The sequence below is a fragment of the Novosphingobium sp. GV079 genome, from assembly GCF_003058045.1.
Classification (GTDB): Bacteria; Pseudomonadota; Alphaproteobacteria; order Sphingomonadales; family Sphingomonadaceae; genus Novosphingobium; species Novosphingobium capsulatum.
On the sequence record NZ_QBUE01000001.1, the window covers coordinates 396835 to 420328 of the forward strand.

Consider the following 23494-nt stretch of genomic DNA (forward strand, 5'->3'; position numbering starts at 1 on the left):
ATGCGCGCCAGACGATGCCTTGTTCCGTTGGCTTTCTTCCCGGCTGCACTGGTTGCCGGATGCACGGTCGGCCCCGATTTCCATCGCCCGGCCGCCCCTGTGGCCCCGACCTACCGCGCGGCCGACGATGTCGCGCCTGCTGCGGGCGCCGCGCCGCAGGCCAGCCTGGGCGAAGGGCCGCAGGCGCAATGGTGGCGCGCGTTTGGTTCGGATGCGCTCGACCAACTGGTCGATCAGGCGCTGGCCCATAACGAGAGCCTTGCCGCCAGCGATGCCACATTGGCGGCGGCGCAGGCGCAATGGCGCGCCGTGCTGGGCCGCCGCGCGCCGCAAATCGATGCCAATGCCCGCGCGGAACAGCAGCAGGTGAACCTGGCGGCCTTCGGTTTTGGCGCGTCGCCCGCGCTGGGGCTGGATGGCAATCCCGATTTCCATCTCTATTCGGTGGGCGGCGGGATCAGCTATGATCTCGATCTGTTCGGCGGCCTCAAGCGCCAGGCCGAACAAAGCGGCTCGCTGGCCCTGGCGCAGCAGCGCCAGACCGAGGCCGCGCATCTGGCGCTGGCCGGCCAGGTGGTGAACCAGGTGCTGACGATTGCCGCGATCCGCAGCCAGATGGCCGCGCAGCAGGCGCTGCTCAGCGATGACGCGCGCAATCTCGACCTCATGCAAAAGCGGCAGCAGGGCGGCGAGGGCACGGCGGTAGAAGTCCTGAGCGCGCAGGCGCAGCTTGCCGCAGACCGGCCGGCCTTGCCTGCCTTGCAGCAGCAACTGGCCCAGGCGCGGGCGACGCTCGCCACGCTGTTGGGCATGACGCCCGATACGCTGGGGAAGACCGATTTCACGCTGGAACAGTTTGCCCTGCCCGCGCAAGTGCCGGTCTCGCTGCCATCGGCACTGGTGCACAAGCGGCCCGATATCCTCGCGGCCGAGGCGCAGTTGCATGCCGCGACGGCCGAGATTGGGGTGGCCACGGCGCGGCTCTATCCCAACATCACCCTGGGCGCGACGCTGGAACAAGCGGCGCCGGGGCTGGGCGATCTTACCGCCAATGCCTTTCGCGGATATGATATCTTCGCCGGGCTGACTGCGCCGATCTTTCACGGCGGCACGCTCAAGGCGCAGCGCGAGGCGGCCGTGGCGCGGGCGCGGGCGGCCGACCACACCTATCGCCAGACCGTCCTCACCGCCTTTGCCCAAGTGGCCGAACTGCTCCACGCGCTCGACAACGATGCGCAAGGCGTCGCGATGCAGCAGGATGCCCTGGCCGTGGCCGATCGCGCCCGCACGCTGTCGCGCAAGAGCTTTGACGTGGGCAACAGCGGCGTGTTGCAGGTGATCGACAGCCAGCGCACCTGGCAACGCGCCAGCACCGCGCTGGTGCAGGCGCGCGCGCAGCAGTTTCTGAATGTCGCGCGGCTTTATGTGGCGACGGCTGGGGGGTGGGTGACGGAGTGATGGGTGTCAGGCTTCCACCACCCCCAAACCCCCTCCTCTAAAGAGGATGGGGCTTAAAAACAGGATGTTAACTCCCCCTCCTCTTCAGAGGAGGGGGGCGGGGGGTGGTGGAACCCTAGCGCCTACTTCCCATAACTACCCGGCTCTGGCCACCATGTCAGCGTGTGGGCATCATGCGCCGAGGTCCAGATGCCGGCTGGGCTGAATCGCAGGCCGCCACTGCCAGCGGGCTTGCCCACGCGCGCGTCGATCACCATGGTCTGGGCGTCGATCACGGCAAAGACCTGGTCATCGGTGGTGCGCAGCCAGACTTTGCCCGCGCCGGTATCGATATCCCCCCACTTGAGGTTTTCGCCCACCTTTACCCGGCCAAGCAGCGCGCCGCTTTTGGGGTCGATGCGCGCGAGCGTGCCATCGCCCTGTTCCTGCACCCAGACACTGCCTTCGCCCGCGGCGAGGAAACCCGGCGCCTTGCCCAGCGGGGTGCGCGCGGTGACGGTGTTGGTGGCCGGGTCGATGCGTTGCAGGCTCTGCTGGGCGGCGCTGACCACCCAGATCGCGCCTTCGCCAGCGGCCATGTACCAGCTGCCGGGATCGACCGGCACGGTGGCGATCACCGCGTTGGTCGCCGGATCGATGCGCGAGACCACGCCCTTGGCATCGCTCGCCACCCAGATCGAGCCAGCGCCCGCCACGACATTGAGTTCGCCTTCCTTGTCGTTGGCGATGCCGCTGGCAATCGTGGCGACAAGCTTGCCGGTGGCGGTGTCGATGCGGTTGACGGTGCGATCGGCGCAATTGGCCACCCACAGTGCGCCATCGGCAACAGCCATCCCCCCGCACGGATGGGCCAGCGGCACTGTCGCCTTCATGCCGGTGAGCGACCATTGCTCCACTCGGCCGCGATTGGTGGCCCAGACGGTGTCGCCGTCAACCGCAAGAAAATCGGCAAAGCCGGGCACGGCGATAACCTTGGGCTTGGGAGCGGCGTGGGCGGCAATTGGGGCCGCAAATGGGGCGAGCGCCAAGAGCGTGGCGGCAACAAAGCGCTTCATCGGCTTTCCTCCTCTTCGTCACCCCGGACTTGGTCCGGGGTCCAGCTTGCTTGCTCTCCCGCCGCTCAAAGGAAGCGGGACCCCGGATCAAGCCCGGGGTGACGAAATATGATGGTGGTCAGGCCTTCTGCGCAATGAAGGCGCGCCAGCCACCGAGGTCGGTAATGTCTTGCGCGCCGGTGATCGCGCGTGGTTCGGCGACGAAGCCTTTGACGCTGCTGCCATCGGCCAGGGTCACCGTGCCGATCGCCAGCGGCGCGGGCACTTCCACCGTAAAGCTGCCGAACTCGGCCACGCCCAACTCGTAGACTTCCACCGCAATCGCCGCGCCTTCGTCTCCGGCATGGATCAGCGCGGGCTTGGGCGGCACGCTGTCGGCCATGGCATAAAGGCGATAGCTGGGCGCGGTGGTGGTCGCTTCCACGAACGTGGCGTTGCGGCTGGTCAGCTGCCAGTGCAGCGGCATGTCCTTCAAATGGGCGCCAACCACGGCGAGTTTCACGGTCTGCATCTTGCCCTCCAGATCGAGCGGGGGTGGGGGTGGCAGCTGCGCCACCGAAAGATAGGCATCGGCCAGATCGAGCAGCGCGCGGTCGCTGTCGGCCGGGCCGATCAGCGTGATGCCAAAGCCGGTGGCGTTGTGGCGCACCCCGGCCGGCACGGCGAGCGCGGCCATGTCGAGCAGATTGACGAAATTGGTATAGGCGCCAAGGTTGCTGTTGAGCGCGATCGGCGCCGCCTGCAATTCGGCGACGCGATAGGCCGTGCCGGTGGTGGGGAACGCCAGCGCGTCGATCTCATCCCACAGCTGGTCGGCATGGCGTTTCAATTCGGCCAGGCGATAGATGCCGTTGAACAGCTCGACCGCGCTTTTTTCCAGGCCGGGTTCGACCACGGCGCGCACGGTGGGATCGATCGCGCCGGGGTTGCTGGCCAGTAGCGGCGCCAGCGCGGCGGTGCGTTCCGCCACCCACGGCCCGCCATAGAGCAGCAGCGCTGCCTCTTGCAGCGGGGCATAGTCGATTTCGACCAAGGTGCCGATTTCGGCCAGCTGGGCCAGCGCACGGTCATAGAAATATTCGGATTCCGCGTCACCAAACCACTGGCGCTGAGCGCGCCTGGGCACGCCGATCACGCGGCCGGCGATCGGCTTGTCGGCCAGCGATTTAGACCATGGATCGGCGGCGTCATAGCCGGCGACGACATGATCGATCAGCCGCGCATCGGCGGTATCGCCGGTGAACACCGAGATGCAATCGAGCGAGCGGCAGGCTGGCACCAGGCCAGAGGTGGACCAGCGCCCCTTGCTGGGCTTCATGCCGACGAGATGGTTGAACGCGGCGGGCACGCGGCCCGATCCGGCGGTATCGGTGCCGAGCGCGAACGGCACCAGGCCGGCGGCCACTGCGATCGACGAGCCCGAACTGGACCCCCCGGACACATAAGCCAGGTTGCTGGCATTGCGCGGAATGCCATAGGGGCTGCGCGTGCCGACCAGGCCGGTGGCAAACTGATCGAGGTTGGTCTTGCCCACGCAGATCGCGCCGGCCGCCTCAAGCCGCGCCACGACTGTCGCCGATCCTGGCGGGCTATAGGCAAAGGCCGGGCAGGCGGCGGTGGTATCGAGCCCCGCCACGTCGATATTGTCTTTCACCGCAAAGGGCACGCCGGCCAGCGGCAGATGTTCGCCCGCCGCCACGCGCGCATCGACGGCGCGGGCAGCGTCCAGCAGGGCGGCATCGGCCGGGCGGCTGATCCAGATCTGCGGCTGCACGGCATCATAGGCCGCGATGCGCGCCAGCGCCTGCTCCATGGCCGCAACGGCGGTGCTCTGCCCACTGCTGACCGCGTGGGCCAATGCGGCTGCCGGCAGGCGCGGTGCCGCCCCGCTCATGCCGCGTGCCGGCGCAGGGCGAGCATCGGCGCGCCGGGTTGCAGGGCCTGTTTCTCTTGCATGTAGAGCGCGGCGACCACGCCGCTGCCGGGGCTTTCCACCGCGCACTCCATCTTCATGGCCTCCAGCACGGCGATGGTATCGCCAGCCTTGACCTCGTCCCCTTCGGCCACGAGCAGCTTCCACACGCTGCCGCCAAAGGGCGCTTCCACCAGATCGGCGCCATCGGGCACGTCTACCGTGCCGGCCACGGGGGCATCGGCATCGGCCAGGTCGGTTACCCGGTCAAACTCGCCACGGCGCTGCCACTCGGCGCGTTCCGCGTCGAACGCGGCCACGCGCTGGGCTTCGAACGCCGCGATTTCAGCGGCATTGTCGGCCAGGAACTGGCGATAATCGGCCAGGCGAAACTCCGATGGTTCGATCCGGATCGACCGGCGCCCGGTGGGAAAATCGCGGCGCCATTCCACCAGTTCCTCGGCACTCACCGGATAGAAGCGGATCTGGTCGAAGAAGCGCAGCAGCCAGGGCTTGCCCTCGATAAAGGCGTCGGTCTGGCGGTGGGTGTTCCACACCTGGATGGTGCGGCCAAACAGCTGGTATCCGCCCGGCCCTTCCATGCCATAGATGCACATATAAGCGCCGCCGATGCCGACCACGTTGGGCGGGGTCCAGGTGCGGGCGGGATTGTACTTGGTGGTGACCAGGCGGTGGCGCGGATCGACCGGCGTGGCAACCGGCGCGCCCAGGTACACGTCACCCAGGCCCATGACGAGGTAGTTGGCCTCGAAGATCAGGTTCTCCACCGCGGCGGCATCGGGCAAGCCGTTGACGCGGCGGATGAACTCGATGTTGTCAGGGCACCACGGCGCATCATCGCGCACCGCGCCCATGTACTTCTGGATGGTTTCGAGCGTGGCCGGATCGCGCCAGCTCAACGGCAGGTGGACGATGCGTGAGGGGATGGTGAAATCTTCCAGATCGCCCAGGCGCTCCTCCGCCTCTACCAGCGCGGCGAGCATGGCCTGCTGATCAAGGCTTTGCCCGTCGAAATGGACCTGCAGCGAGCGGATGCCCGGCACAACGTCGATCACGCCGGGCAGCGCCATGCGTTCCAGCTCGGTCATCAAGGCGTGCACACGGATGCGCAGCTCGATATCCAGCGTGATCGGGCCGTATTCGACCAGGATATTGCGATCGCCCTGCTGGCGATAGACCGTGCGCGGGCGCGTGCCGTGGCCGGCGATCTCCGCCAGGATCGGCGAAAGCGTCTCGATCTCGCGCGCGGGGCGCGGCGCCGGCGGCGTGCCGTCTGCCACCAGCGCGCGCTGCGCCGCATCGGCCGCTTGCGCATCGGCGATGGATACCGGCACGAAGCGCAGGCGATCGCCCGGCACGAGTTGCCCGATCTTCCAGCGATCGGCCGCGATCACCACGAAGGGGCAGACGAAGCCGCCGAGCGAGGGGCCATCAGGGCCAAGGATGATCGGCATGTCGCCGGTGAAATCCACCGCGCCGATGGCATAAGGATTGTCGTGGATGTTCGAGGGATGCAGTCCGGCTTCGCCCCCATCGGCGCGCGCCCATTGCGGCTTGGGGCCGATCAGGCGCACCCCGGTGCGGTTGGAGTTGTAGTGCACCTGCCAATCGGCGCCGACCACCATGGCGATGTCTTCATCGGTGAAGAAATCGGGAGCGCCGTGCGGGCCATAGAGCACGCGCAGCGTCCATTCGCTGCCCATCGCGGGCAAGGCCACGGCGGGAAGTGGCGCAGCGGTTTCCTCGTCGCCCAGGTGCAGCACATCGCCCGCCACCAGGCGCCGCGCGGCATGGCCGCCGAACTGGCCCAGTTCGAACGTGGCGCGGCTGCCCAGGTAGGGCGCGATATCGAGACCACCGCCGATCAGCAGATAGCCGCGCATGCCGCCGCCCCGCGTGCGTCCGGTGGCCAGGGTTTGCCCCGCAGCCACGGCAATAACTTCGCCCAGCGGCACCGCCACGCCATCGAGCGTCGCGCCAAAATCGGCCCCGGTCAGGCAGATGCGCGCCGGCGCGGTGAACGCCAGGGTGGGCCCGGTGTGCGTCATTTCGAGGCCAGCCATGCCTTCGGGATTGCCGAGCAGGCGGTTGCCCAGGCGGAACGATTGATCGTCCATCGGCCCCGACGGCGGCACGCCCACGGCCCACAGATGCTGGCGGCCGGGCCAGTCCTGCACCGTGGTGGCCGTGCCGCCGGCGATCACGCGCAGGCTGGCGGGCACGAAGCTGATCGTGTCGAGCACGCGGGTGGAAACCTCGCCGCTGGTAAACGCGGGGCTCGCCACCACCTGGCGCAGCCAGCGCAGGTTGGTTTCGATGCCGTCGATGCGCGTGGCGGCCAGCGCCTGCTGCATCGCTGCCACCGCCGCCTCGCGCGTGGGGGCATGCACGATCAGCTTGGCCAGCATCGGATCGTACCATGCGCTTACTTCGGTGCCGGCGACCACCCAGGTTTCGGTGCGGATGTCGGCGGGAAATTCCACCGCCGTGAGCGTGCCGGAAGTGGGGCGGTAATCGAGCGCGGGATCCTCGGCATAGAGGCGCACTTGCACCGAATGGCCCGAGGGCGTGGTGGGCGCGCTATCCAGAAATGTGAAGTCGCCAGCGCCGCCGCGCACCATCCATGCGACCAGGTCTAGCCCCATAACCTCTTCGGTCACGCCGTGTTCGACCTGGAGTCGGGTGTTCATTTCCAGGAAAAAGAATTCCTTACGATCGGCATCGTAGAGAAATTCTACCGTCCCGGCCGAGCGGTAGCGCGCCGCCTCGCCCAGGCGAATGGCCGCTGCATAGAGATCGGCGCGCACGCTTTCGGGCAGCAGCGGGGCAGGGGCTTCTTCCACCACCTTCTGGTTGCGGCGTTGCAGCGAGCAATCGCGCTCGCCAAGGGCGACGATGCGCCCCGCGCCATCGCCAAAGATCTGCACTTCGACATGGCGGGCGCGGCGCACATAGCGTTCCAGGAACACGCCGGCGTCACCAAAATTGCTCTGCCCCAGGCGCGCCACGGTGGCAAAGCCCTCGCGCACGTCGGCCTCGGTCTCGCACACGCGCATGCCGATGCCGCCACCGCCGGCCGTGGCCTTGAGCATGATGGGATAGCCGATGGCCGCCGCCGCCTCCACCGCTTCGTCCTCGCTGGTCAGCAGGTCGCTGCCCGGCGCCAGCGGCACGCCATGGGCCTTGGCCAGTTCGCGCGCGCTGTGCTTGAGGCCAAACGTGCGGATATTGTCGGGGGTGGGGCCGATGAAGACGATCCCCTCTGCCGCGCAGGCATCGGCAAATTCGACGTTTTCGGCCAGGAAGCCATAGCCGGGGTGGATCGCGCCGGCGCCGGTCTGCTTGGCCGCGGCGATGATCGCCGGGATATTGAGATAGCTTTCGCTGGCGCGTGCCGGGCCGATGCACACGGCCTCGTCCGCCAGGGCGACATGGGCCGATCCCTCGTCCGCCTCGGAATAGACCGCGACAGAGCGCAGGCCCATCTGGCGCAGGGTGCGGATGATCCGGGTGGCAATCGCCCCGCGATTGGCGATGAGGACGGTATCGAACATCATGCCGCCACGATCATGCGCACGGGGGTGGGATTGAACGCGTTGCACGGGTTGTTGATCTGCGGGCAATTGGACACGACGACCACCACGTCCATCTCGGCCTTGAGGTCCACCGTCAGGCCCGGCGCGGAAATCCCGTCGACGATGCCCAGCGCGCCATCGGCCTCCACCGGCACGTTCATGAAGAAGTTGATGTTCGACACGATGTCACGCTTGCCGCGCCCTTCCCACAGGTTGGCCTCCAGAAAGTTTTCGACGCAGGCATGTTGCCACTTGGTGTGATGACCATAGCGCAAGGTATTGGATTCGCACGAACAGGCCCCGCCAATCGTATCGTGATAGTCCACCGCGCTGGCCGCGATGGTCATCATCGGGCGCCCTTCGTTGGACAACAGCGTGGTGCCGGCGCGCAGGAACAGGTTGCCCTGCGCCGCCACGGTATCCTGCGCGGAATAGCGTTCGGCATCGTCGGCCGCGCTGTAGAGCAGGAAATCGACCGCCTGGTTGCCCTCCAGATCGACGATGCGCAGCGTCTGCCCCTTGGCGACATGATAGAGCCAGGGGGCGCGGGCGGGCACGATCTCGTCGTGAACGATAGTGCCGGACAGGCCGGCAAGATGGGTATCGGTTGACATCGCAATCCGTCCTTCGCGTTTAGCGGCGGAAATAGTCTTCGACATTGAGGAAGGCGCGCAGGCCTTCGGGTGTCGCGTTGCGGATGGGATCGTTGCCCAGCGTTGCCGGCCCGCGCCAGGCGGTGGCGCGCAGCGGGGTGACGCTGTATTCCGCGCGCGGATCAAGCACGTGGGGCACATTGGCAATGACCACGATCACGTCCATTTCGGCGCGCAGCAGCACTTGCCGGCCGGGCGCGAACGGGCCGACCAGCGGCGTGATCGTGCCGTCTTCCTCGATCCGCGTGCCCTTGAACAGGTTGATGCAGGGATGCACGTCGCGCCGCGTGAGGCCATGCTTGGCTGCGCCGAGCAGGAACCGGTCGCGCCCGTTGGGGCAGGCGCCGCTGTTGCGGCCTTCGCCGTATTTCGCCGCATTGCTGGCCGCGTTCGATGTGCCGGCAAAGCAATCGTGCGTACCGGCATCATCCTCCACGATGCTGAGCAGCACGCGGCCCATGTCCGACAGCAAGAGCTTGCCCGCGCCAAGATAGGCGTTCCATTGCACCTTGACCGTATCGGCCACGTTGAGCCGCTCGGTCGGCATGGCGGCGTTGAACACCTGCAGCCCGGCGCAGGCATCGCCGCGCGTATCGATCAGGCGCAGTCGCGTGCCGCGTGCCAGAACCCGCGTGGCATAGCCGCCGGCGGCGATGGTTTCTTCCCACACCAGGTCTGCCGGATCGACCCCCTCGGGCAGGTCATCAGCCTTGGGCGGCAGCACCGGCATGGTTTCCACCACCGTGCCGCCCATGCTGCGGGCATGATCGCGCGCGGCGAGCGGGTTGGCGAGGTTGCCTCCGGCGGCTGCCGGGGTTGGGGCCGGGGAAGGGGTGAGCGTATCGGTCATGCGGCCGCTCCATTGCTGGCGCTCTTGCCGTCGTCCTGAACATAGATCGGCGGCAGCAGGGCAGTGGTGGTGACAAGTTCGAGCTGTTGCACGCCGCGCACGCGGCGCAGCGCATCGGAAAGTTCTTTCAGCCGCACGGCCGGGCCCTGCACCAGCAAGACTTCCAGGCTCTGGTCGTCTTCCAGGAACACGTGCTGGGCGGAAATCACCTCCTTGAGGTAATCGGCCTGGGTCTGCGCCAACTGGTGGCGCACCCGGCCCCGGTCGCCGCGATAGACCATGGTGATCGTGCCGGCGAGCATCTCGTCCGGGCGGGTCAGCGCTTCGTGGTCGGCCAGGGCATGGCGGATCAGCTCGGCAATCAGTTGCGAGCGCGAGGGCAGCTGGCGCTCTTCCACCATCATGTCGAGCTTGCGGAACAGATCGGCCGGCAAGCTCATGCTGAGCCGCGCCAGGCTGGCGGGTTCGCTGCTCATGCGAGTTCCTCTCTTGTCATACGGCCACCTTTTGCGGCGGCGTCTTGTCTTCCGGCGCGGCGGTTTCGGCCGGCGCTTCGTCTTCGCGCGGGCGCAGCGGCAGGTCATAGACCACGGTGGCGCCATAGCGGTGCGGGGCGTGGGGATCGTGGCGCCGCTTGTCGAGCGCCAGCACGCGGGTGCCGAGCGAGAACGCCTCGCGGATGTCGTGGGTGACCATGATCACCGTCAGCGCGTGTTCGCGCCACAGACGGCGGATCAGCACGTGCATGTCGGCACGGATACCGGGATCGAGCGCGCCGAACGGCTCATCCAGCAAGAGGATGCGCGGCCGCTTGAGCAAGGCCTGGGCAATCGCCAGGCGCTGCTGCATCCCGCCTGACATTTGCGCCGGATAGAGCTGCAGTGCATCGCCCAGGCCAACCGCCTCGAGCATGGCGACAGCCTCGTCGCGCGCAGCGCGACGGGCGCTGCCAAACAGGCGCGCGAGCAGCGGCGCTTGCGCGCATTCCAGGCCGAACATGGTGTTCTGCAAGGCGGTGAGATGGGGAAACACCGAATAGCGCTGAAACACCACACCGCGATCGGGGCCGCATTCGGGCGGCAGCACCGCGCCATCCAGGCTGATCGTGCCCCGGCTGGGCGCCTCTTGCCCCAGGACTAGGCGCAGCAGGCTGCTCTTGCCCGCGCCCGATGGCCCGACGATCGAGACGAAACTGCCGGCCGCCACATCGAGGTTGATCTTTTCCAGGACGATCTTGTCCCCGAATTCGACCCAGATATCGCGAAGGGAAAGGAGCGCGGTCAATGGCTTGCTCCATGGGCCCAGGGAAACATGCGGCGGCTGGCGAGGGACAGGGCAACGTCCAGGGTAATCGCCAGAAGCGCGATCCAGGCCACGTAGGGGATGATCACGTCCATCGACAGGTAGCGTCGCACCAGGAAGATGCGATAGCCGAGGCCAGTATCAGCGGCGATCGCCTCGGCCGAGATGAGGAACACCCAGGCCGGCCCAAGCGCCAAGCGCACCGCCTGGATCAGGCGCGGCATGGCCTGGGGCAGGGCAACGCGGATCATGATCTGCCAGCTGCTGGCCCCCAGGGTCTGCGCCTTGATAATCTGTTCGCGCGGCAGGCTGGCGATATGATCGGTGATGTCGCGGATCATCGGCGGGGCGATGCCCACCACGATCAGCGCCACCTTGGCCGTTTCACCCAGGCCCAGCGCGATGAACAAGACCGGCAGCAGCGCGATTGGCGGGATCACCGCAATCGCGGTGACCAGTGGCCCCAGCGTGGCGCGCACCGGCGGCAACACGCCCAGCACCAGCCCGGCGACCAGCGCGCCCAGCGTGGCGATGCCCAGGCCCAGCCCCAGGCGCTCAAGGCTGGCGAACGTGTCGGTCCAGAACAGGAAATGGCCCGAAAGCGGATCGGCCTGAAACAGCAGGGCCGAAAGGCCGCGCGCCATGGCGTCGGGCAGCGGCAGGATCTTGTCACTGGGGTTGATCGCGTGGCGCTGCGCCGCCATGACGAGATAGAGCACCAGCAGCGCCAGGATCGGGACCGCGCCAGCGATCATCCTGTCATTGCGGCGCATCTTGCGGTTGACCCAGCGCATCGCGTGAACCCCTTGGAAACAGACGGCAAGCCCCGGCAGCGTGCCGGGCCTGCCGGATTAGAACCGCCGGATCAGAGCTTGCCGGCGGCGGCCAGCTTCATGAAGCTGTCGTCAAAGCGCAGCGTGACATGGGCGGGATCGCCCAGCGTCTTGCCACCCGGAAAGGCCATGCCGACCGCGTCGGCCGAGCTGGCGCCCTTGAACAGACCCTTGGAAAAGCTGAAATCGCGCACCCGCGTCATCGTGGTGACCAGCGCCGGGCTGTCTGCCGCAGCCACCGCCGCTGTAGGCTGGTCATAGAGGAACGTGGTGGTCAGCTGCTTGTCGAACACATCGGGCGTGGTCCCGGCCAGCTTGGCCATGGCGGCGCGCGCTTCCTTGCCCTGGGCGTCCTGGCGCTTCATCAGCGCCATGGTTTCATACCAGATGCCGGCCAGTGCCTTGCCCAGCGCCGGATTGGCCTTGAGCGTGGCGGTGTCCACCGCCATCAGATCGAGGATTTCGCCCGGAATCTGGGCTGAGGAAAACACCTCGTTGGCGCCAGGCTGCCCGCGCATGACCGACAGCTGCGGGTTCCAGGCCACTGCGGCCTGGGCATCGGGGCTGGAAAAGGCGCCCACGATATCAGCGTCTGACGTATTGACTGTCTTGACATCGCTGAGCGACAGGCCGGCCGATCCCAGGGCGCGGGCGAGCAGGTAGTGCGACACCGAGAGCTCGACCAGGTAGATCTGCTTGCCCTTGAGGGCGGAAACCGAATTGGCACCTTTGAGCAGGACGCCATCGTTGCCGTTGGAATAGTCGCCGACGATGATCGCGCTGGTATCCTTGCCCCCGGCGGCAGGGATGGTCAGCGCATCCATGTTGGTGACGGTAACACCGTCAAACTTGCCGGCGTTATATTGGTTCACGGATTCGACATAGTCGTTCACCTGAACAATATTGATCTTGATGCCGTACTTATCGGCCCATTTCTTGACGATACCTGCCTGCTGCGCATAGGGCCATGGCATCCAGCCAGCATAGATCGACCAGCCGATATTGAATTCGGTTTTCTTCGCGGCTCCGGCATCGGGTGCCGAGGAGCATGACGCCATCATCAGTGTGCTGGCCAGAAGTGCGATCTTACCCGCCGTGCCGATCATCTTCATCATGATTCGCGCCCCTTTCGCACTGCACCATGGTTGCAAAGCCCACCCTTGTCCATGGCAAAAATATTACCCATCATCATTTTTGTAATAACGCGCCCCATGGGTGAGAAATGCAGCCACGCGTTCTGGCATCGCCATGCTGGAAGCGACGCATACGCCGCCTATCCAGCGTTCATCGCGATATCGCGTGAACTGCATGCTGTGCAGCGATCACACTTTGACGCCAGGTTGAGTCGCGAATCAAGCGGCAATTTTGGCCAGCAACGGCATCGCTGTGGGCCGCGCGTGTGCGGTGACGGTACCCCGCTATGCCGCAAGTGCGAGGAAAAATGGCGGGTTTCCTCGTATTTCCTGTGAGTGAATCATACTGAATGCCACGAAAATTATTACGCTTGACCGATTATGTAATATCGGTACCGTGGCAGGTGTCGATAGTTCAGGGCGACACAATAAATATACCAAGAGCGGGTCACCAGAGCCACGCCGCGTTGCGGTGCGGGCGATGGGTAATAGTGCGGATTTCAGGCCGGTTGTTGACTGTCGGAGCGACAGCAAGCGCTCCCACCCTGCCAGGGCCTGGCGCCGCGTTTTGATCCCGACCACTTTTGGCAAGGCAGGCGCAAGCGAGCCGGATGGGTTCGCTTGCCACGCAAATCTTGGTGCCAGGCCGGTTAGCGGTCGGCACTTGCCCGGCAAGCGGGCTGATCCCTGGGAGGGGATGTCACAGCACAGGCTTTTTGAGAACAAAGCGAGGGGCTGAAGTGACCAAGCGATCTTTCCGAACGAACCTGCTGGGCGCCACGATGCTGCTCATCCCGGCCTTGGCGCCGAATTCGGCCTACGCGCAGGCAGCTCCGCAACCGCAAGGCGAGCCAGCGGCCGATGCCGCGGCCGCATCTGGCAGCGACGCCAACTACATCGTGGTGACGGCCACGCGGCGCGCCACCACCTTGCAGGATGCGCCGATCAACATCAGCGCGGTCAGCCCGCAGGAACTTGCCCGTCAGCGTATCGACGACGTCAAGTCGCTCGCCGCGTTCACGCCGGGCATGACCGTGGCCGACACCGGGCCAGGCTCCACCGGCAAGATCGTGCTGCGCGGCATCAATTCGGGCGATTCCAGCGTGGAAGGCGCCAGCGCCAACAGCGCGGTGGGTGTCTATCTGGGCGAAGTGCCGCTCTATCTCGATTTCAAGCTGCTCGATATCGACCACGTCGAAGTCCTGCAGGGCCCGCAGGGCACGCTTTATGGCCTGGGCACGCTGGCCGGCGCGGTGCGCTACATGCCCAACCGGCCCGATACCGACCACTACAGCGTCGATCTGCACGGCCGCTGGTTCGGCGAAAGCCACAGCAGCGAAGCCGGCGTGAATGCCGATGGCACGATCAACATTCCGATCGTGAAAGACCACATCGCGCTGCGCAGCACCGTGGGGTATTACGACAACCCCGGCTTCATGGATTACAACTACCTGCTGCGCCAGCCGGGGGTGTCCAACCCGCAGCCGGTGCGCGGCACGACGGCGGCCGATGGCTCGTTTGGCACACCGGCGCAGCAGGCGGCGAACTTCTATTCCAAGAAGGATGTGAACTATGAACACACCTTCACCACGCGCAACCAGCTGCTGCTGGAAGCCAGCCCGGACTTCAAGGTCTATCTGACCTACGCCCACCAGATCACCAAGACGCAGGGCCGCCAGGCCAACGGCGCTGGCGTGCTGGGCACTGGCAAGTATGAAGCGCCGTGGCGCTATCTGGAACCGACCAACCGCACGTCGGACCTCTATTCGGCCGAGTTCAACGTCAACGTGTTCGACGTGGCCCAGCTGGTGGCGACCACCGCCTTTACCAACCAGAAGATCTATACCCAGCGCGACAACACCGACCTGCTGCTGGACCTGGACTATGGCTATGAAGCCTTTCCAGAGTTTTCCTCCTACAATCAGGCAACCTCGAAGTATCACCAGTTCAACGAGGAAGTGCGCCTGGTTTCGACCCATGGCGGCCCGTTCAGCTGGGTGCTTGGCGGGTTCTACAACAATATGCGCTATGGTTCGCAGTATCGCGAATATGTGCCCGGTTATCCCGACTGGGCCGGCATCTATCGCCCTGACAACCTGGAATACATGTCGTTCGTCAACACCCGCACCAAGGAAAAGGCGGCCTATGGCGAAGGCACGTTCCACATCACCAAGGATTGGCAGGTTACTGGCGGCTTGCGCTACTTCAAGTATGACGCCTTTGCCGAGGGCGGCACGGATACGCCGCTGTTCAGCAAATATACGCCGTATCCGCTGGTGGTCTTCGCCCCGCAGCGCATCAAGTCGGGCAGCACGGGCAAGGACGGCTTTGTCTGGAAGGCCAACACGTCTTACAAGTTCAGCCCCGATCTCATGGCCTATTTCACCTACAGCACGGGTTATCGCACCGGCAACGTGAACCGCGTGGCGCCATGCGTCCTGCCGCTTGATCCCAAGGTGCAGAACGTCTGCGCGCTGCCCAACGAGCTGGCCTATGGCCCGGACAAGACGCGCAACCGTGAACTGGGCCTGCGTGGGTCGCTGTTTGACCGCAAGTTCCAGTTTACGCTGAGCGGCTTCATCGTCACCTGGGCGGGCGTGCAGGTGCCGAGCCAGACGGTCAACGGCGCAGTGGGCATCACTGTCAACGGCAGCACCGCCGTGTCGAAGGGCATCGATTTCTCGGGCCACCTCAAGATCACGCCGCAACTGACGATCGATGGCACCTATTCCTACAACGACGCGCACCTTACCGCCGATGCCCCGGGCATCGTGGTGAGCAGTGGGGTCAACTATGATGCCTTTGCCGGCGATCGTCTGCCGGGTTCGACCAAGCATTCGGGCAGCGTGGGCGCCACCTATACCTACCCGCTGACCGAGGGCCGCGATATCGAAGCGACCTGGGCGATGACCTATACCGGCGAAATCTATTCCCGCGTCGGCCTGCGCGGCAATGGCGAAGTGATCCCGGCCTATACCACGCACCGCGCCTCGGTAACCTATCACAGCCCGATGTTCGACCTGGGCGTCTATGCCGACAATATCTTTGACAAGTATGCCGTGACGGCCGTGGAGAACGACACCAGTTCCTATAACCGCGCCCGCAGCGGCGTAGTGGAACGGTTCTATGCCTATGGCGTCCTGACGCCGCGCCGCGTCGGCCTGGAAATGACCTTCCACTACAAGTGAGGCGAAAAGCCCGCTTCCTGTTGCTGCGTGAATGGATCGTGACGACAGGAAGCGGGACCCCGGATCAAGTCCGGGGTGACGAATAGAAAAGTACGTTTTCAGTACCGTCACCCCGGACTTGATCCGGGGTCCGGCTATTTTCCAGAATTTCGTAACAGAGCTTCGCCATGGATGGGACAGACATGAAACAGCGGCTGATCGGGCTGATTCCGCCCGCCACGCTTTTGGCAGTGATCCTGTTCTGGGCCTATGCGCCCAAGAGCGTGATCGATTACCCGTGGACTCTCACGATCGTGGCCACGGCGATTTCGGCCTGGCTGCTGCTGCTGGAATGGCTGTTCGAACGCCACGCCGATTGGCGGATGAACTGGCGCGAGTTCTTTACCGACACCTTTTATGTCGTGCTCAGTTCCACCGTGATTTCCCGTGCCACCGATTTCTTTGCCGATGCGCCGATGAAGGCCGCCAAGGCCAGCGCCGGGCTGGCCACGCCCTGGCTGGAACACCTGCCGTTCCTGGCACAGGTGGGGCTGATCTTCTTCCTGTTCGAATTTGGCCAATACTGGATGCATCGCGCGATGCACAACTGGACGCCGCTGTGGCTGACCCATGCGCCGCACCATCACATTACCCAGCTTAATGCGCTGAAAGGCTATGTCGGCAATCCGCTGGAGCTGTTCTTGATCAGCCTGGGCGTGATTACGCTGCTCGATTTCAGCCCGGTGGCGATCCTGTGCGCGGCGAGCGTGGGCAACGTAGTGGCCGGCTTTGCCCATGCCAACGTCAAGTCTGATCCGCCGTGGTTCTATTCGTTCTTCTTCACCACGATCCGCCATCACAGCCTGCACCATTCGGTGGGCTATGAAGAAACCCGCTGCAACTATGCCAACTCGATGATCCTGATCGATCGCGTGCTGGGCACCTATCGCGAGGGCGAGGGTATCCTGGTCGGCCAGGACGAGCGGCGCCGGCTCACCATCCGCGAACAGTTCATGTTCCCCTTCGTGCCGGTGATCGATGCGATCAAGCAGCGCCGCGCGGGCAATGAGGAAGCGGTGCAGCGCTGAACGCATTGGCCGATCGGGTGGCGCCGCTTGCCAGCCCCACCGCGCCCATGGCACAGGGCGGGATGAGCAAGACCGATCCGCAGATTGCCGCCGCGCGCGCCGCCTTGGCGCGGGGCGATTGGCCGGCCGTCGTGCGCGCGGCGCAGATGGTTGGCGATGCGGCCCCGCAGCGGGCAGAGGCGCTATTCCTGCTGGGCCTGGCCGAAGCCGGGCAGGGACGGATCAGCGCCGCGATCGCCCTGCTGCGCCAGGCTGTGGCGCGCGATCCGCAGGGCGAATACCGCGCGCAGCTTGCCCGCCTGTTGATCATGACCCGGCAGGACAGCGCCGCCGCGCAGGCTTTGGCCGAGGCCGAACACGCACTGCCCGATGATGCGCTGAGCCGCGATACCATGGGCTGCGTCTATGCCCGCCTGGGCGACCATGCCGCCTCGCTGCCCCATTTTGCCCATGCCGTGGCACAGGCGCCCGACATTCTCGAATACCGTTACAACCACGCTGCGGCGCTCAATTTCGTTGGGCAGGTCAGCGAGGCGGAGGCCGCGCTCGAAGCGCTGATCGCGCGCGCGCCGGGCCATGGCCGCGCGCACCATCTGCTCGCCAGCCTCAAGCGGCACACGGCAGACAGCCACCATGTGCCACGCCTGCGCACGCAACTGGACGCGGCGCACGATCCGCGCGATCGGCTGCTGCTGGGCTATGCCCTGGCCAAGGAGCTTGACGACCTGGGCGAGCACGACGCCGCGTTCACCGCGCTGGCTGCTGCCAATGCGGAGCATCGCGCCCGGCTGCCCTATCGTTTTGCCAGCGATGCCGCCAATTTCGACGCGATCGAGGCGGCCTGGCCGGGGCTGTCGCGGGCGGCAGTGCCTGGCGCGCCGACGGAGGCGCCGATCTTCGTGATCGGCATGCCGCGCACCGGCACCACGCTGGTCGACCGCATCCTGTCTTCGCATCCTGCGGTGGAAAGCGCCGGCGAACTGCAGGCCATGCCGCTGGCGGTGAAGCACGCCGCCGGCACGCGCACGCGCACCGTGCTCGATCCCGAAACCATCGCCGCGCTGCGTGCGGCGGATCTGGGCGCCATCGGCCATGATTACCTGGTCCGCGCGCGCCATCACCGACGCGACACGACGCGGCGCTTTGTCGATAAATTTCCCGGCAATTTCCATTATGCCGGAATAGTGGCCGGTTCTTTGCCCAACGCGCGCATCATATGCCTGCGCCGTCATCCGATGGACACGGTGCTGAGCAACTTCCGCAACCTGTTTGCGATCACCTCACGCTATTACGATTACAGCTATGACCTAATGGACATCGCCCGCTATTATGCGCGCTTCGACCGGCTGATGCGCTTCTGGCAAGCGGCCCTGCCCGGCCGCATCCTGGAGGTATCCTACGAAGACCTGGTGGCAGACCAGGAAGGCGTGACGCGCCGCATGCTCGATCATGCCGACTTGCCCTGGGACGCCGCCTGCCTCGATTTCCACCGCAACCAGGCCCCGGTTTCCACGCCCAGCGCGGCTCAGGTCCGCCGCCCGATCTATCGCGATGCCCTGGCGCGATGGAAACGGCACGAGGATGCGCTGGGCGAGGTGGCGGCGTTCTTTGCCGAGCAGGGCATCGCCATCGACTGACGGCGATCAGCCGTAGCAGGCGATGCGGGCGCGGCGCAAAATCTTGTCTTCCAATGAATAATAGAGCCAGATCGCATCGGGCATGACAAGGCACGATGCCGCAAAGGCAATGTCGGTGGCGTCTCGGCTGCGTGCGGGTGGCGGCAACAGGATCGGCTCGATGCCGCGCCCTGTAACACACGAAAAATCAGGCGAGAAGCTGATCCAGCCAATGCGCCAGCGCGCATCGGCGGTGGCGCCGTTGTAGAACATCACCGGATCCTGGCCATCGCGCTGAACGATCGGCCCGGTCGAAAGGTGCCAATTGTCCCAGCTGTCTTCGCGCACGGTGAAGGGATCGTCGATCACCGTCCACGGCCCTTCCAGCGATGGCCCGGTGGCCAGGCCAATGCGCGAGGCATTGTCCATGGCATATTCGTAGAACAGGCGAAACGTGCCATCGGGCGCCTGGGCCACGGTGGCTTCCTTGATGTTGCCTTCGCCCTCCGGCGCCTTGAGCAGCACGCGATGCTCGTGCAGGTCGGTCAGCGAGGGCCCTTGCGCCACCAGCAGCGATCCTTGTGACCGCTTGGCGTCCACGCCGGTGTAGAAGATGGTATAGTGGCCGTCTTCGCCATGGACGACGGTGGGATCTTCGCACCCGCCAGCGTCATCGGGATGGGGCCCTGGGGTGATAGCCGGGGCATGGCGCATGGTGAAACAGCGGCCATCGGATGAATCGCCCGCCCAGATCACACCCGTTGGATCGTTTGCAAGCAAGGGGTTGGGTAGCACTCTTACCAGAAGACGGTAACTGTCGCCCTCGGTCCAGACGAATGGGCTCATCAGGTCGTCATGCGCGAGGCGGCCTTCCGGCCCGGCGATATCGAGCGTCACCTCCTGAAGTTCTTCCACCACATAGGCAACCATGGCTCAGGCTCCTTGCGCAACGGTGAGCGACAGCGCGCCGTCGATGGTGACGGTGGTGCCGGTGATGTAATCGGCCTGCGGCGAGAGCAGGAACAGCACGAGATCGGCCACTTCCTCTGGCGTGCCGGCGCGGCCCCAGGGAATGGCCGCCTGCTTGCGTCGCAATTCATCCGGGTGATCCAACGCGGACTGGTTCATCGGCGTGAGGATCATGCCTGGCGCCACGCCGTTGACGGCGATGGCCTTGGGTGCGAGTTCCAGCGCGAGAGTTCTGGTCAACTGCGCCAACCCGCCCTTGGCCGCGTCATAATCCACCCCGCCGGGACGCGGCGCGTTTTCGTGGATCGACGAGATGTTGACGATGCGGCCGCCATGTGGCGGGGCGGCCGAGGCCAAGCCGCGCACCAGGCGCCGGCAGGTCAGGAACGGGCCATAGAGATCGGCGCGGATCAAGCGATCGAACTGGGCCAGCGCCATATCCTCGATCATCACCCCGGTCATGTTGAGGCCGGCGGAATTGACCAGCAGGTTGACCGGGCCAAAGCGGCGCTCGGCCAGATCGAACAGGCGTTCCACCGCGTCTTCCAGCCCGACATCGGCAGCGATCGCGGCCGCTTGCCCGCCGCCCTCGGCAATGGCGCCCACCACCGCGTCGGCGGCATCGGCATCCTTGAAATAGGTCAGCACCACCGGCACGCCGGCCTTGCCCAACTTGAGCGCGGTGGCCCGGCCAATACCGGATTCCCCTCCGGTCACGATGGCGACGGAGGCGGGGCGAAAAGACGGGGTGGGGGAGGTCATGCGCGAGATAACGCTGCAAAACATGTTCGGTGCCGGGCGATCGCGCTGCCCCGCCGACAACGCGCGCAATCGTGCGATGGCCGTCATACCACGGCAACATTTGCCGCCTAATCGCCGCCTTTTCCATGGGGGGTGGCGATGCATTGCCTGGTGGTGGAAGACGATCCGGTGATCGCCGCGCACGTGCTCGACGGCTTGCGCGCCGCCGGGCGATCGGCCGATCACGCCGCCACCGGGCGGGCAGCGCTCGAGCGGTTGTCTTGCGGACGCTATGACGCCGTAGTGCTCGATCGCATGCTGCCCGATCTGGGCGGGCTGGAAGTGTTGAGCGCGATGCGTGCGGCCGGTGACGCGCGGCCGCCGGTGCTGGTGCTGAGCGCGCTTGGTTCCCTGGCCGACCGGATCGAGGGGCTTGAAGCGGGCGGAGACGATTACCTGGCCAAACCCTTTGCGATCGAGGAACTGCTCGCGCGCCTCAACGCGATCACGCGGCGGCGGCCCGGCCCGGCCGAGGCGGCGCGCCTGGCCGTGGGCCGCCTGGTGCTCGATCCCTCGCGCCATAGCGCCGCCTTTGCCGGGCAACAGGCGCTGCTCAACCGCAAGCTCTATTCGCTGCTGGCACACATGATGCGCCATGCCGACAAGGTGGTGACGCGCGACATGCTGCTCGAACATGTCTGGGGCTATGCCTTTGCGCCCACCACCAACATCGTCGAAAGCAACATGAGCCGGCTGCGTACCCGCCTGCTCGACCTGGGCATCGATCCGATCGAGACGCAGCGCGGGCACGGCTATGTGCTACGCAGCGGGCTGTGCGCGTGATCGCCGGCAGCATCGCTTCCGCACGCGGCGGGCGCGCGGCGGCGTTCCCGCTGGGCATGGGCCGCCTGGCAATCCAGTTCGGCGCGCTGTTTGCGCTGGCCATGCTGGCGATGGGGCTGGTGGTCTTTGCCGTGGCGCAGCAACGCATTGCCCGGCGGATCGATGACGCGCTGGAATATCATAGCAGCAAGTATCTGGCGCCGGAGAACGGCCAGTCGGTGAACGCCGCGATCGTCGCCGCGCGGATCGAGGCGTGGCAGCAGCAAAAGGCGCTGAGCGAGCGCACCTATATCCTGTTTGCCGCCGATGGCCGCCTCTTGGCCGGGCGGTTGCGCATTCCGCCGCCACCGCCGGGCTTTTCCCCGGTGCGCTATGTCAGCCGCGCGCATGTGGTGCACAAGGGGCGGGCGCTGGCCACACGCCTGCCCGATGGCGCGCTGTTCGTGGTGGTGCAGCACAGCGAGGCGGCCGAAAGCCTGCAGGCGATCCTGCCTGGCGTGATCGTGGCGATCTTTGCCAGCGCCCTATTGGCGGGGCTGGCCGCAACCATGCTGTTTGCGCGGCAGACGGCGCTGCGCCTGGCGGAAACCCAGGCCGCAGCCGATGCCATCGCGCGCGGTGACTTGTCGTGCCGCATCGCCACCGATCGGCTTGATGGCATGTTTGCCCAGCAGGCGGCCAGCCTCAACCGCATGCTCGATCGGATGGAGGAACTGGTCAACGCGCAGCGCCAGTTTTCGAGCGCCCTGGCGCATGACCTGCGCACCCCGCTGACCCGGCTGCGCGGCCTGCTCGCCGCAGCCAATGCCACTGCCGATACCGATGCGCTGGTCGAGCGAGCAGAGCGCGAGTGCGCCTCGGTCATCGCCATCTTCGACGCGCTGCTGCGCCTGGCCGAGCTGGAATCCGGGCGCCACCCTACTGCTGTCGCCCCGCTCGATCTGGGCGCACTGGTGGCCGACGTGGCCGAAACAATGGAGCCGGTGCTGGCCGATCACGGCGGCGCGCTGCGCCTGGGCCGGGTGGACGCATCGGTGGTGCGGGCCGATGCCGGGCTGGTCAACCAGTTGCTCGTCAACCTGCTTGAAAACGTGGCGACGCACACGCCGCCGGGCACCACTGCAACCTTGCGGGTGGAGCAGCGCGACGAGGGCGCGATGGTGATCCTGGCCGACGATGGCCCCGGCCTGGCCCCGGCCGATCGCAGCCGCGTGGTGCGCCCGTTCGAACGCGGCCCGGAAACCGCCGGCCGGCGCGGCAGCGGGCTGGGCCTGTCGATCGCCCAGGCCATCGTGCGCTTTCATGGCGGCACGCTGGCCCTCGCCGACAATGCGCCGGGGCTGGAAGTGCGGATGATGTTTCCGGCGTGATTGGGGGGTGGTGCTAAACCTGACACCCACCCTCCAAAACATTCTCAATTTGCAATGTTGCGGGCAAATCGTGCCAGGTGCGGCACTTGTCGCACAAATGTCATGGACGGTGCCTAGCGGGTCGGCAGGCGCAACGGGAATGGCCCGGCGCCCATGGGGTTTCACACGATGCGATTCTTCCGGTCTGTGGCCGCGCTGGCGGCTGCCTGCATGGTCGTGCCTGCGGCCCACGCGGCCGATCATGCTGATGCCGCGCCGCGCTGGCTTTCGGCCATCACGTTTGCGCCCGATCATGCCTTTGCCCCGCCGCCCGCGCCCGGCTCTCTGGAGGAAAAGCTCGATCTCGATCGCCTGCGCGCGCTGATCGCGGCGTCTTCGCCCGAGCGGATCGCCCAGGCCGATTGGGATGGCGAGCACAAGGAACCGGCGATCTTTGACAAGGCACTGGGCAAGGACATTGCCACGCTGCCCCATACTTTGGCGCTGGCCAATCTGGTGCAGGACGAAGTGGAGCGCGTGGTCGCTGTTGCCAAGCACCATTTCCGCCGCGCCCGTCCGTTCATGGTCGATCCCGCGCTGCCGCATTGCGGCAAGGGCGAGCAGGCGCTCAAGGCCTATCCCAGCGGTCATTCCGCCTTTGCCTGGTCGGTCGCCTGGACTCTGGCGCAGCTCGCGCCCGACCGCGCCGCCGCGCTGATGGCCAAGGCGCAGGATTATACCCTGAGCCGCGAGATCTGCGGCGTGCACTTTGCCACCGATGTGGAAGCCGCCCACGGCATGGCGACCGCCGCCGCGCAGGCGCTGCTCTCCGATCCCCGCCTTGCCCCGATGGTCGCGGCTGCCCGCGCCGAATGGCCGGCGCACTGACACCCGATCCCCTTCTTCCTGATGATAAATTGAGGAACATC

At 66.0% G+C, this 23494-nt stretch carries 18 protein-coding genes; 7 read left to right on the forward strand and 11 right to left on the reverse strand.

Annotation, left to right across the window (positions count from 1 at the left end; genetic code table 11):
• Positions 1-1458, forward strand: a complete 1458-nt coding sequence (locus C8K14_RS01545; RefSeq protein WP_107715407.1) for an efflux transporter outer membrane subunit — start codon at positions 1-3, stop codon at positions 1456-1458.
• A 122-nt stretch (positions 1459-1580) separates the two neighbouring features.
• Here C8K14_RS01545 and C8K14_RS01550 read toward each other — a convergent pair whose 3' ends face one another.
• The 9 genes from C8K14_RS01550 to C8K14_RS01590 form a co-directional block, all read right to left on the reverse strand.
• Positions 1581-2513, reverse strand: coding sequence for a YncE family protein (locus tag C8K14_RS01550; protein ID WP_107715408.1), 933 nt, complete (start codon positions 2511-2513; stop codon positions 1581-1583).
• A 118-nt stretch (positions 2514-2631) separates the two neighbouring features.
• Positions 2632-4407, reverse strand: a complete 1776-nt coding sequence (gene atzF / locus C8K14_RS01555; RefSeq protein ID WP_107715409.1) for an allophanate hydrolase — start codon at positions 4405-4407, stop codon at positions 2632-2634.
• Positions 4404-8003 (reverse strand): urea carboxylase, encoded by a 3600-nt coding sequence (gene uca, locus C8K14_RS01560; RefSeq protein ID WP_107715410.1) that lies wholly within the window; start codon positions 8001-8003, stop codon positions 4404-4406. Before uca ends, atzF begins: the two co-directional genes overlap by 4 nt.
• Positions 8000-8635, reverse strand: a complete 636-nt coding sequence (locus tag C8K14_RS01565) for an urea amidolyase associated protein UAAP2 (RefSeq protein WP_062783879.1) — start codon at positions 8633-8635, stop codon at positions 8000-8002. The genes uca and C8K14_RS01565 overlap by 4 nt, the downstream gene beginning before the upstream one ends.
• A 19-nt stretch (positions 8636-8654) precedes the next feature.
• Entirely contained in the window at positions 8655-9524 is an 870-nt protein-coding gene (locus C8K14_RS01570; protein WP_022677794.1) for an urea amidolyase associated protein UAAP1, read from the reverse strand.
• Positions 9521-10000 carry a CopG family ribbon-helix-helix protein gene (locus C8K14_RS01575; RefSeq protein WP_107715411.1) on the reverse strand — a complete coding sequence of 160 codons (480 nt, stop codon included), beginning with the start codon at positions 9998-10000 and terminating at the stop codon, positions 9521-9523. Before C8K14_RS01575 ends, C8K14_RS01570 begins: the two co-directional genes overlap by 4 nt.
• A 16-nt stretch (positions 10001-10016) precedes the next feature.
• Positions 10017-10808, reverse strand: coding sequence for an ABC transporter ATP-binding protein (locus C8K14_RS01580; protein WP_107715412.1), 792 nt, complete (start codon positions 10806-10808; stop codon positions 10017-10019).
• Positions 10805-11620 (reverse strand): ABC transporter permease, encoded by an 816-nt coding sequence (locus C8K14_RS01585; protein ID WP_107715413.1) that lies wholly within the window; start codon positions 11618-11620, stop codon positions 10805-10807. The genes C8K14_RS01580 and C8K14_RS01585 overlap by 4 nt, the downstream gene beginning before the upstream one ends.
• Before the next feature lie 71 nt (positions 11621-11691).
• A complete protein-coding gene (locus C8K14_RS01590) occupies positions 11692-12774 on the reverse strand; it encodes a putative urea ABC transporter substrate-binding protein (RefSeq protein ID WP_107715414.1) in 1083 nt (360 codons plus the stop codon).
• 800 nt (positions 12775-13574) lie between these two features.
• Between C8K14_RS01590 and C8K14_RS01595 the strand changes: the two genes are divergently transcribed.
• The 3 genes from C8K14_RS01595 (at position 13575) to C8K14_RS01605 (ending at position 18684) form a co-directional block, all read left to right on the forward strand.
• Positions 13575-15980, forward strand: a complete 2406-nt coding sequence (locus tag C8K14_RS01595) for a TonB-dependent receptor (protein ID WP_107715415.1) — start codon at positions 13575-13577, stop codon at positions 15978-15980.
• Positions 15981-16162: 182 nt separating this feature from the next.
• Entirely contained in the window at positions 16163-17047 is an 885-nt protein-coding gene (locus C8K14_RS01600) for a sterol desaturase family protein (RefSeq protein ID WP_107715416.1), read from the forward strand.
• 62 nt (positions 17048-17109) lie between these two features.
• Positions 17110-18684: a sulfotransferase gene (locus C8K14_RS01605; protein WP_107715489.1), complete on the forward strand. Its 1575-nt coding sequence runs from the start codon at positions 17110-17112 to the stop codon at positions 18682-18684.
• A 6-nt stretch (positions 18685-18690) separates the two neighbouring features.
• Here the strand turns inward: C8K14_RS01605 and C8K14_RS01610 are convergent, their stop codons facing one another.
• Entirely contained in the window at positions 18691-19593 is a 903-nt protein-coding gene (locus C8K14_RS01610) for a glycosidase (protein WP_107715417.1), read from the reverse strand.
• A gap of 3 nt (positions 19594-19596) precedes the next feature.
• On the reverse strand, positions 19597-20394 hold the full coding sequence (locus C8K14_RS01615; RefSeq protein WP_107715490.1) for an SDR family NAD(P)-dependent oxidoreductase: 798 nt from the start codon (positions 20392-20394) through the stop codon (positions 19597-19599).
• A 138-nt stretch (positions 20395-20532) separates the two neighbouring features.
• Here C8K14_RS01615 and C8K14_RS01620 point away from each other — a divergent pair, with 138 nt between their 5' ends.
• The 3 genes from C8K14_RS01620 to C8K14_RS01630 all read left to right on the forward strand — a co-directional run bounded on the left by C8K14_RS01620 (position 20533) and on the right by C8K14_RS01630 (position 23453).
• Positions 20533-21216, forward strand: a complete 684-nt coding sequence (locus C8K14_RS01620; protein WP_107715418.1) for a response regulator transcription factor — start codon at positions 20533-20535, stop codon at positions 21214-21216.
• Complete coding sequence (locus tag C8K14_RS01625; RefSeq protein WP_233250845.1) at positions 21213-22586, forward strand: HAMP domain-containing sensor histidine kinase; 1374 nt, start codon at positions 21213-21215, stop codon at positions 22584-22586. The genes C8K14_RS01620 and C8K14_RS01625 overlap by 4 nt, the downstream gene beginning before the upstream one ends.
• Before the next feature lie 168 nt (positions 22587-22754).
• Positions 22755-23453, forward strand: coding sequence for a phosphatase PAP2 family protein (locus C8K14_RS01630; protein WP_062783855.1), 699 nt, complete (start codon positions 22755-22757; stop codon positions 23451-23453).
• Positions 23454-23494 lie beyond the last annotated feature (41 nt).

What these genes read in the sequence shown, in the direction of transcription:
- C8K14_RS01545 (WP_107715407.1), top strand. Translation starts at nt 1, where the DNA reads ATGCGCGCCAGACGATGCCTTGTTCCGTTGGCTTTCTTCCCGGCTGCA.
- atzF (WP_107715409.1), bottom strand. Translation starts at nt 4,407, where the DNA reads ATGAGCGGGGCGGCACCGCGCCTGCCGGCAGCCGCATTGGCCCACGCG.
- C8K14_RS01615 (WP_107715490.1), bottom strand. Translation starts at nt 20,394, where the DNA reads ATGACCTCCCCCACCCCGTCTTTTCGCCCCGCCTCCGTCGCCATCGTG.
- C8K14_RS01595 (WP_107715415.1), top strand. Translation starts at nt 13,575, where the DNA reads ATGCTGCTCATCCCGGCCTTGGCGCCGAATTCGGCCTACGCGCAGGCA.
- C8K14_RS01585 (WP_107715413.1), bottom strand. Translation starts at nt 11,620, where the DNA reads ATGCGCTGGGTCAACCGCAAGATGCGCCGCAATGACAGGATGATCGCT.
- C8K14_RS01600 (WP_107715416.1), top strand. Translation starts at nt 16,163, where the DNA reads ATGAAACAGCGGCTGATCGGGCTGATTCCGCCCGCCACGCTTTTGGCA.
- C8K14_RS01565 (WP_062783879.1), bottom strand. Translation starts at nt 8,635, where the DNA reads ATGTCAACCGATACCCATCTTGCCGGCCTGTCCGGCACTATCGTTCAC.
- C8K14_RS01570 (WP_022677794.1), bottom strand. Translation starts at nt 9,524, where the DNA reads ATGACCGATACGCTCACCCCTTCCCCGGCCCCAACCCCGGCAGCCGCC.
- C8K14_RS01630 (WP_062783855.1), top strand. Translation starts at nt 22,755, where the DNA reads ATGCGATTCTTCCGGTCTGTGGCCGCGCTGGCGGCTGCCTGCATGGTC.
- C8K14_RS01610 (WP_107715417.1), bottom strand. Translation starts at nt 19,593, where the DNA reads ATGGTTGCCTATGTGGTGGAAGAACTTCAGGAGGTGACGCTCGATATC.
- C8K14_RS01550 (WP_107715408.1), bottom strand. Translation starts at nt 2,513, where the DNA reads ATGAAGCGCTTTGTTGCCGCCACGCTCTTGGCGCTCGCCCCATTTGCG.
- uca (WP_107715410.1), bottom strand. Translation starts at nt 8,003, where the DNA reads ATGATGTTCGATACCGTCCTCATCGCCAATCGCGGGGCGATTGCCACC.
- C8K14_RS01620 (WP_107715418.1), top strand. Translation starts at nt 20,533, where the DNA reads ATGCATTGCCTGGTGGTGGAAGACGATCCGGTGATCGCCGCGCACGTG.
- C8K14_RS01590 (WP_107715414.1), bottom strand. Translation starts at nt 12,774, where the DNA reads ATGATGAAGATGATCGGCACGGCGGGTAAGATCGCACTTCTGGCCAGC.
- C8K14_RS01575 (WP_107715411.1), bottom strand. Translation starts at nt 10,000, where the DNA reads ATGAGCAGCGAACCCGCCAGCCTGGCGCGGCTCAGCATGAGCTTGCCG.
- C8K14_RS01605 (WP_107715489.1), top strand. Translation starts at nt 17,110, where the DNA reads ATGAGCAAGACCGATCCGCAGATTGCCGCCGCGCGCGCCGCCTTGGCG.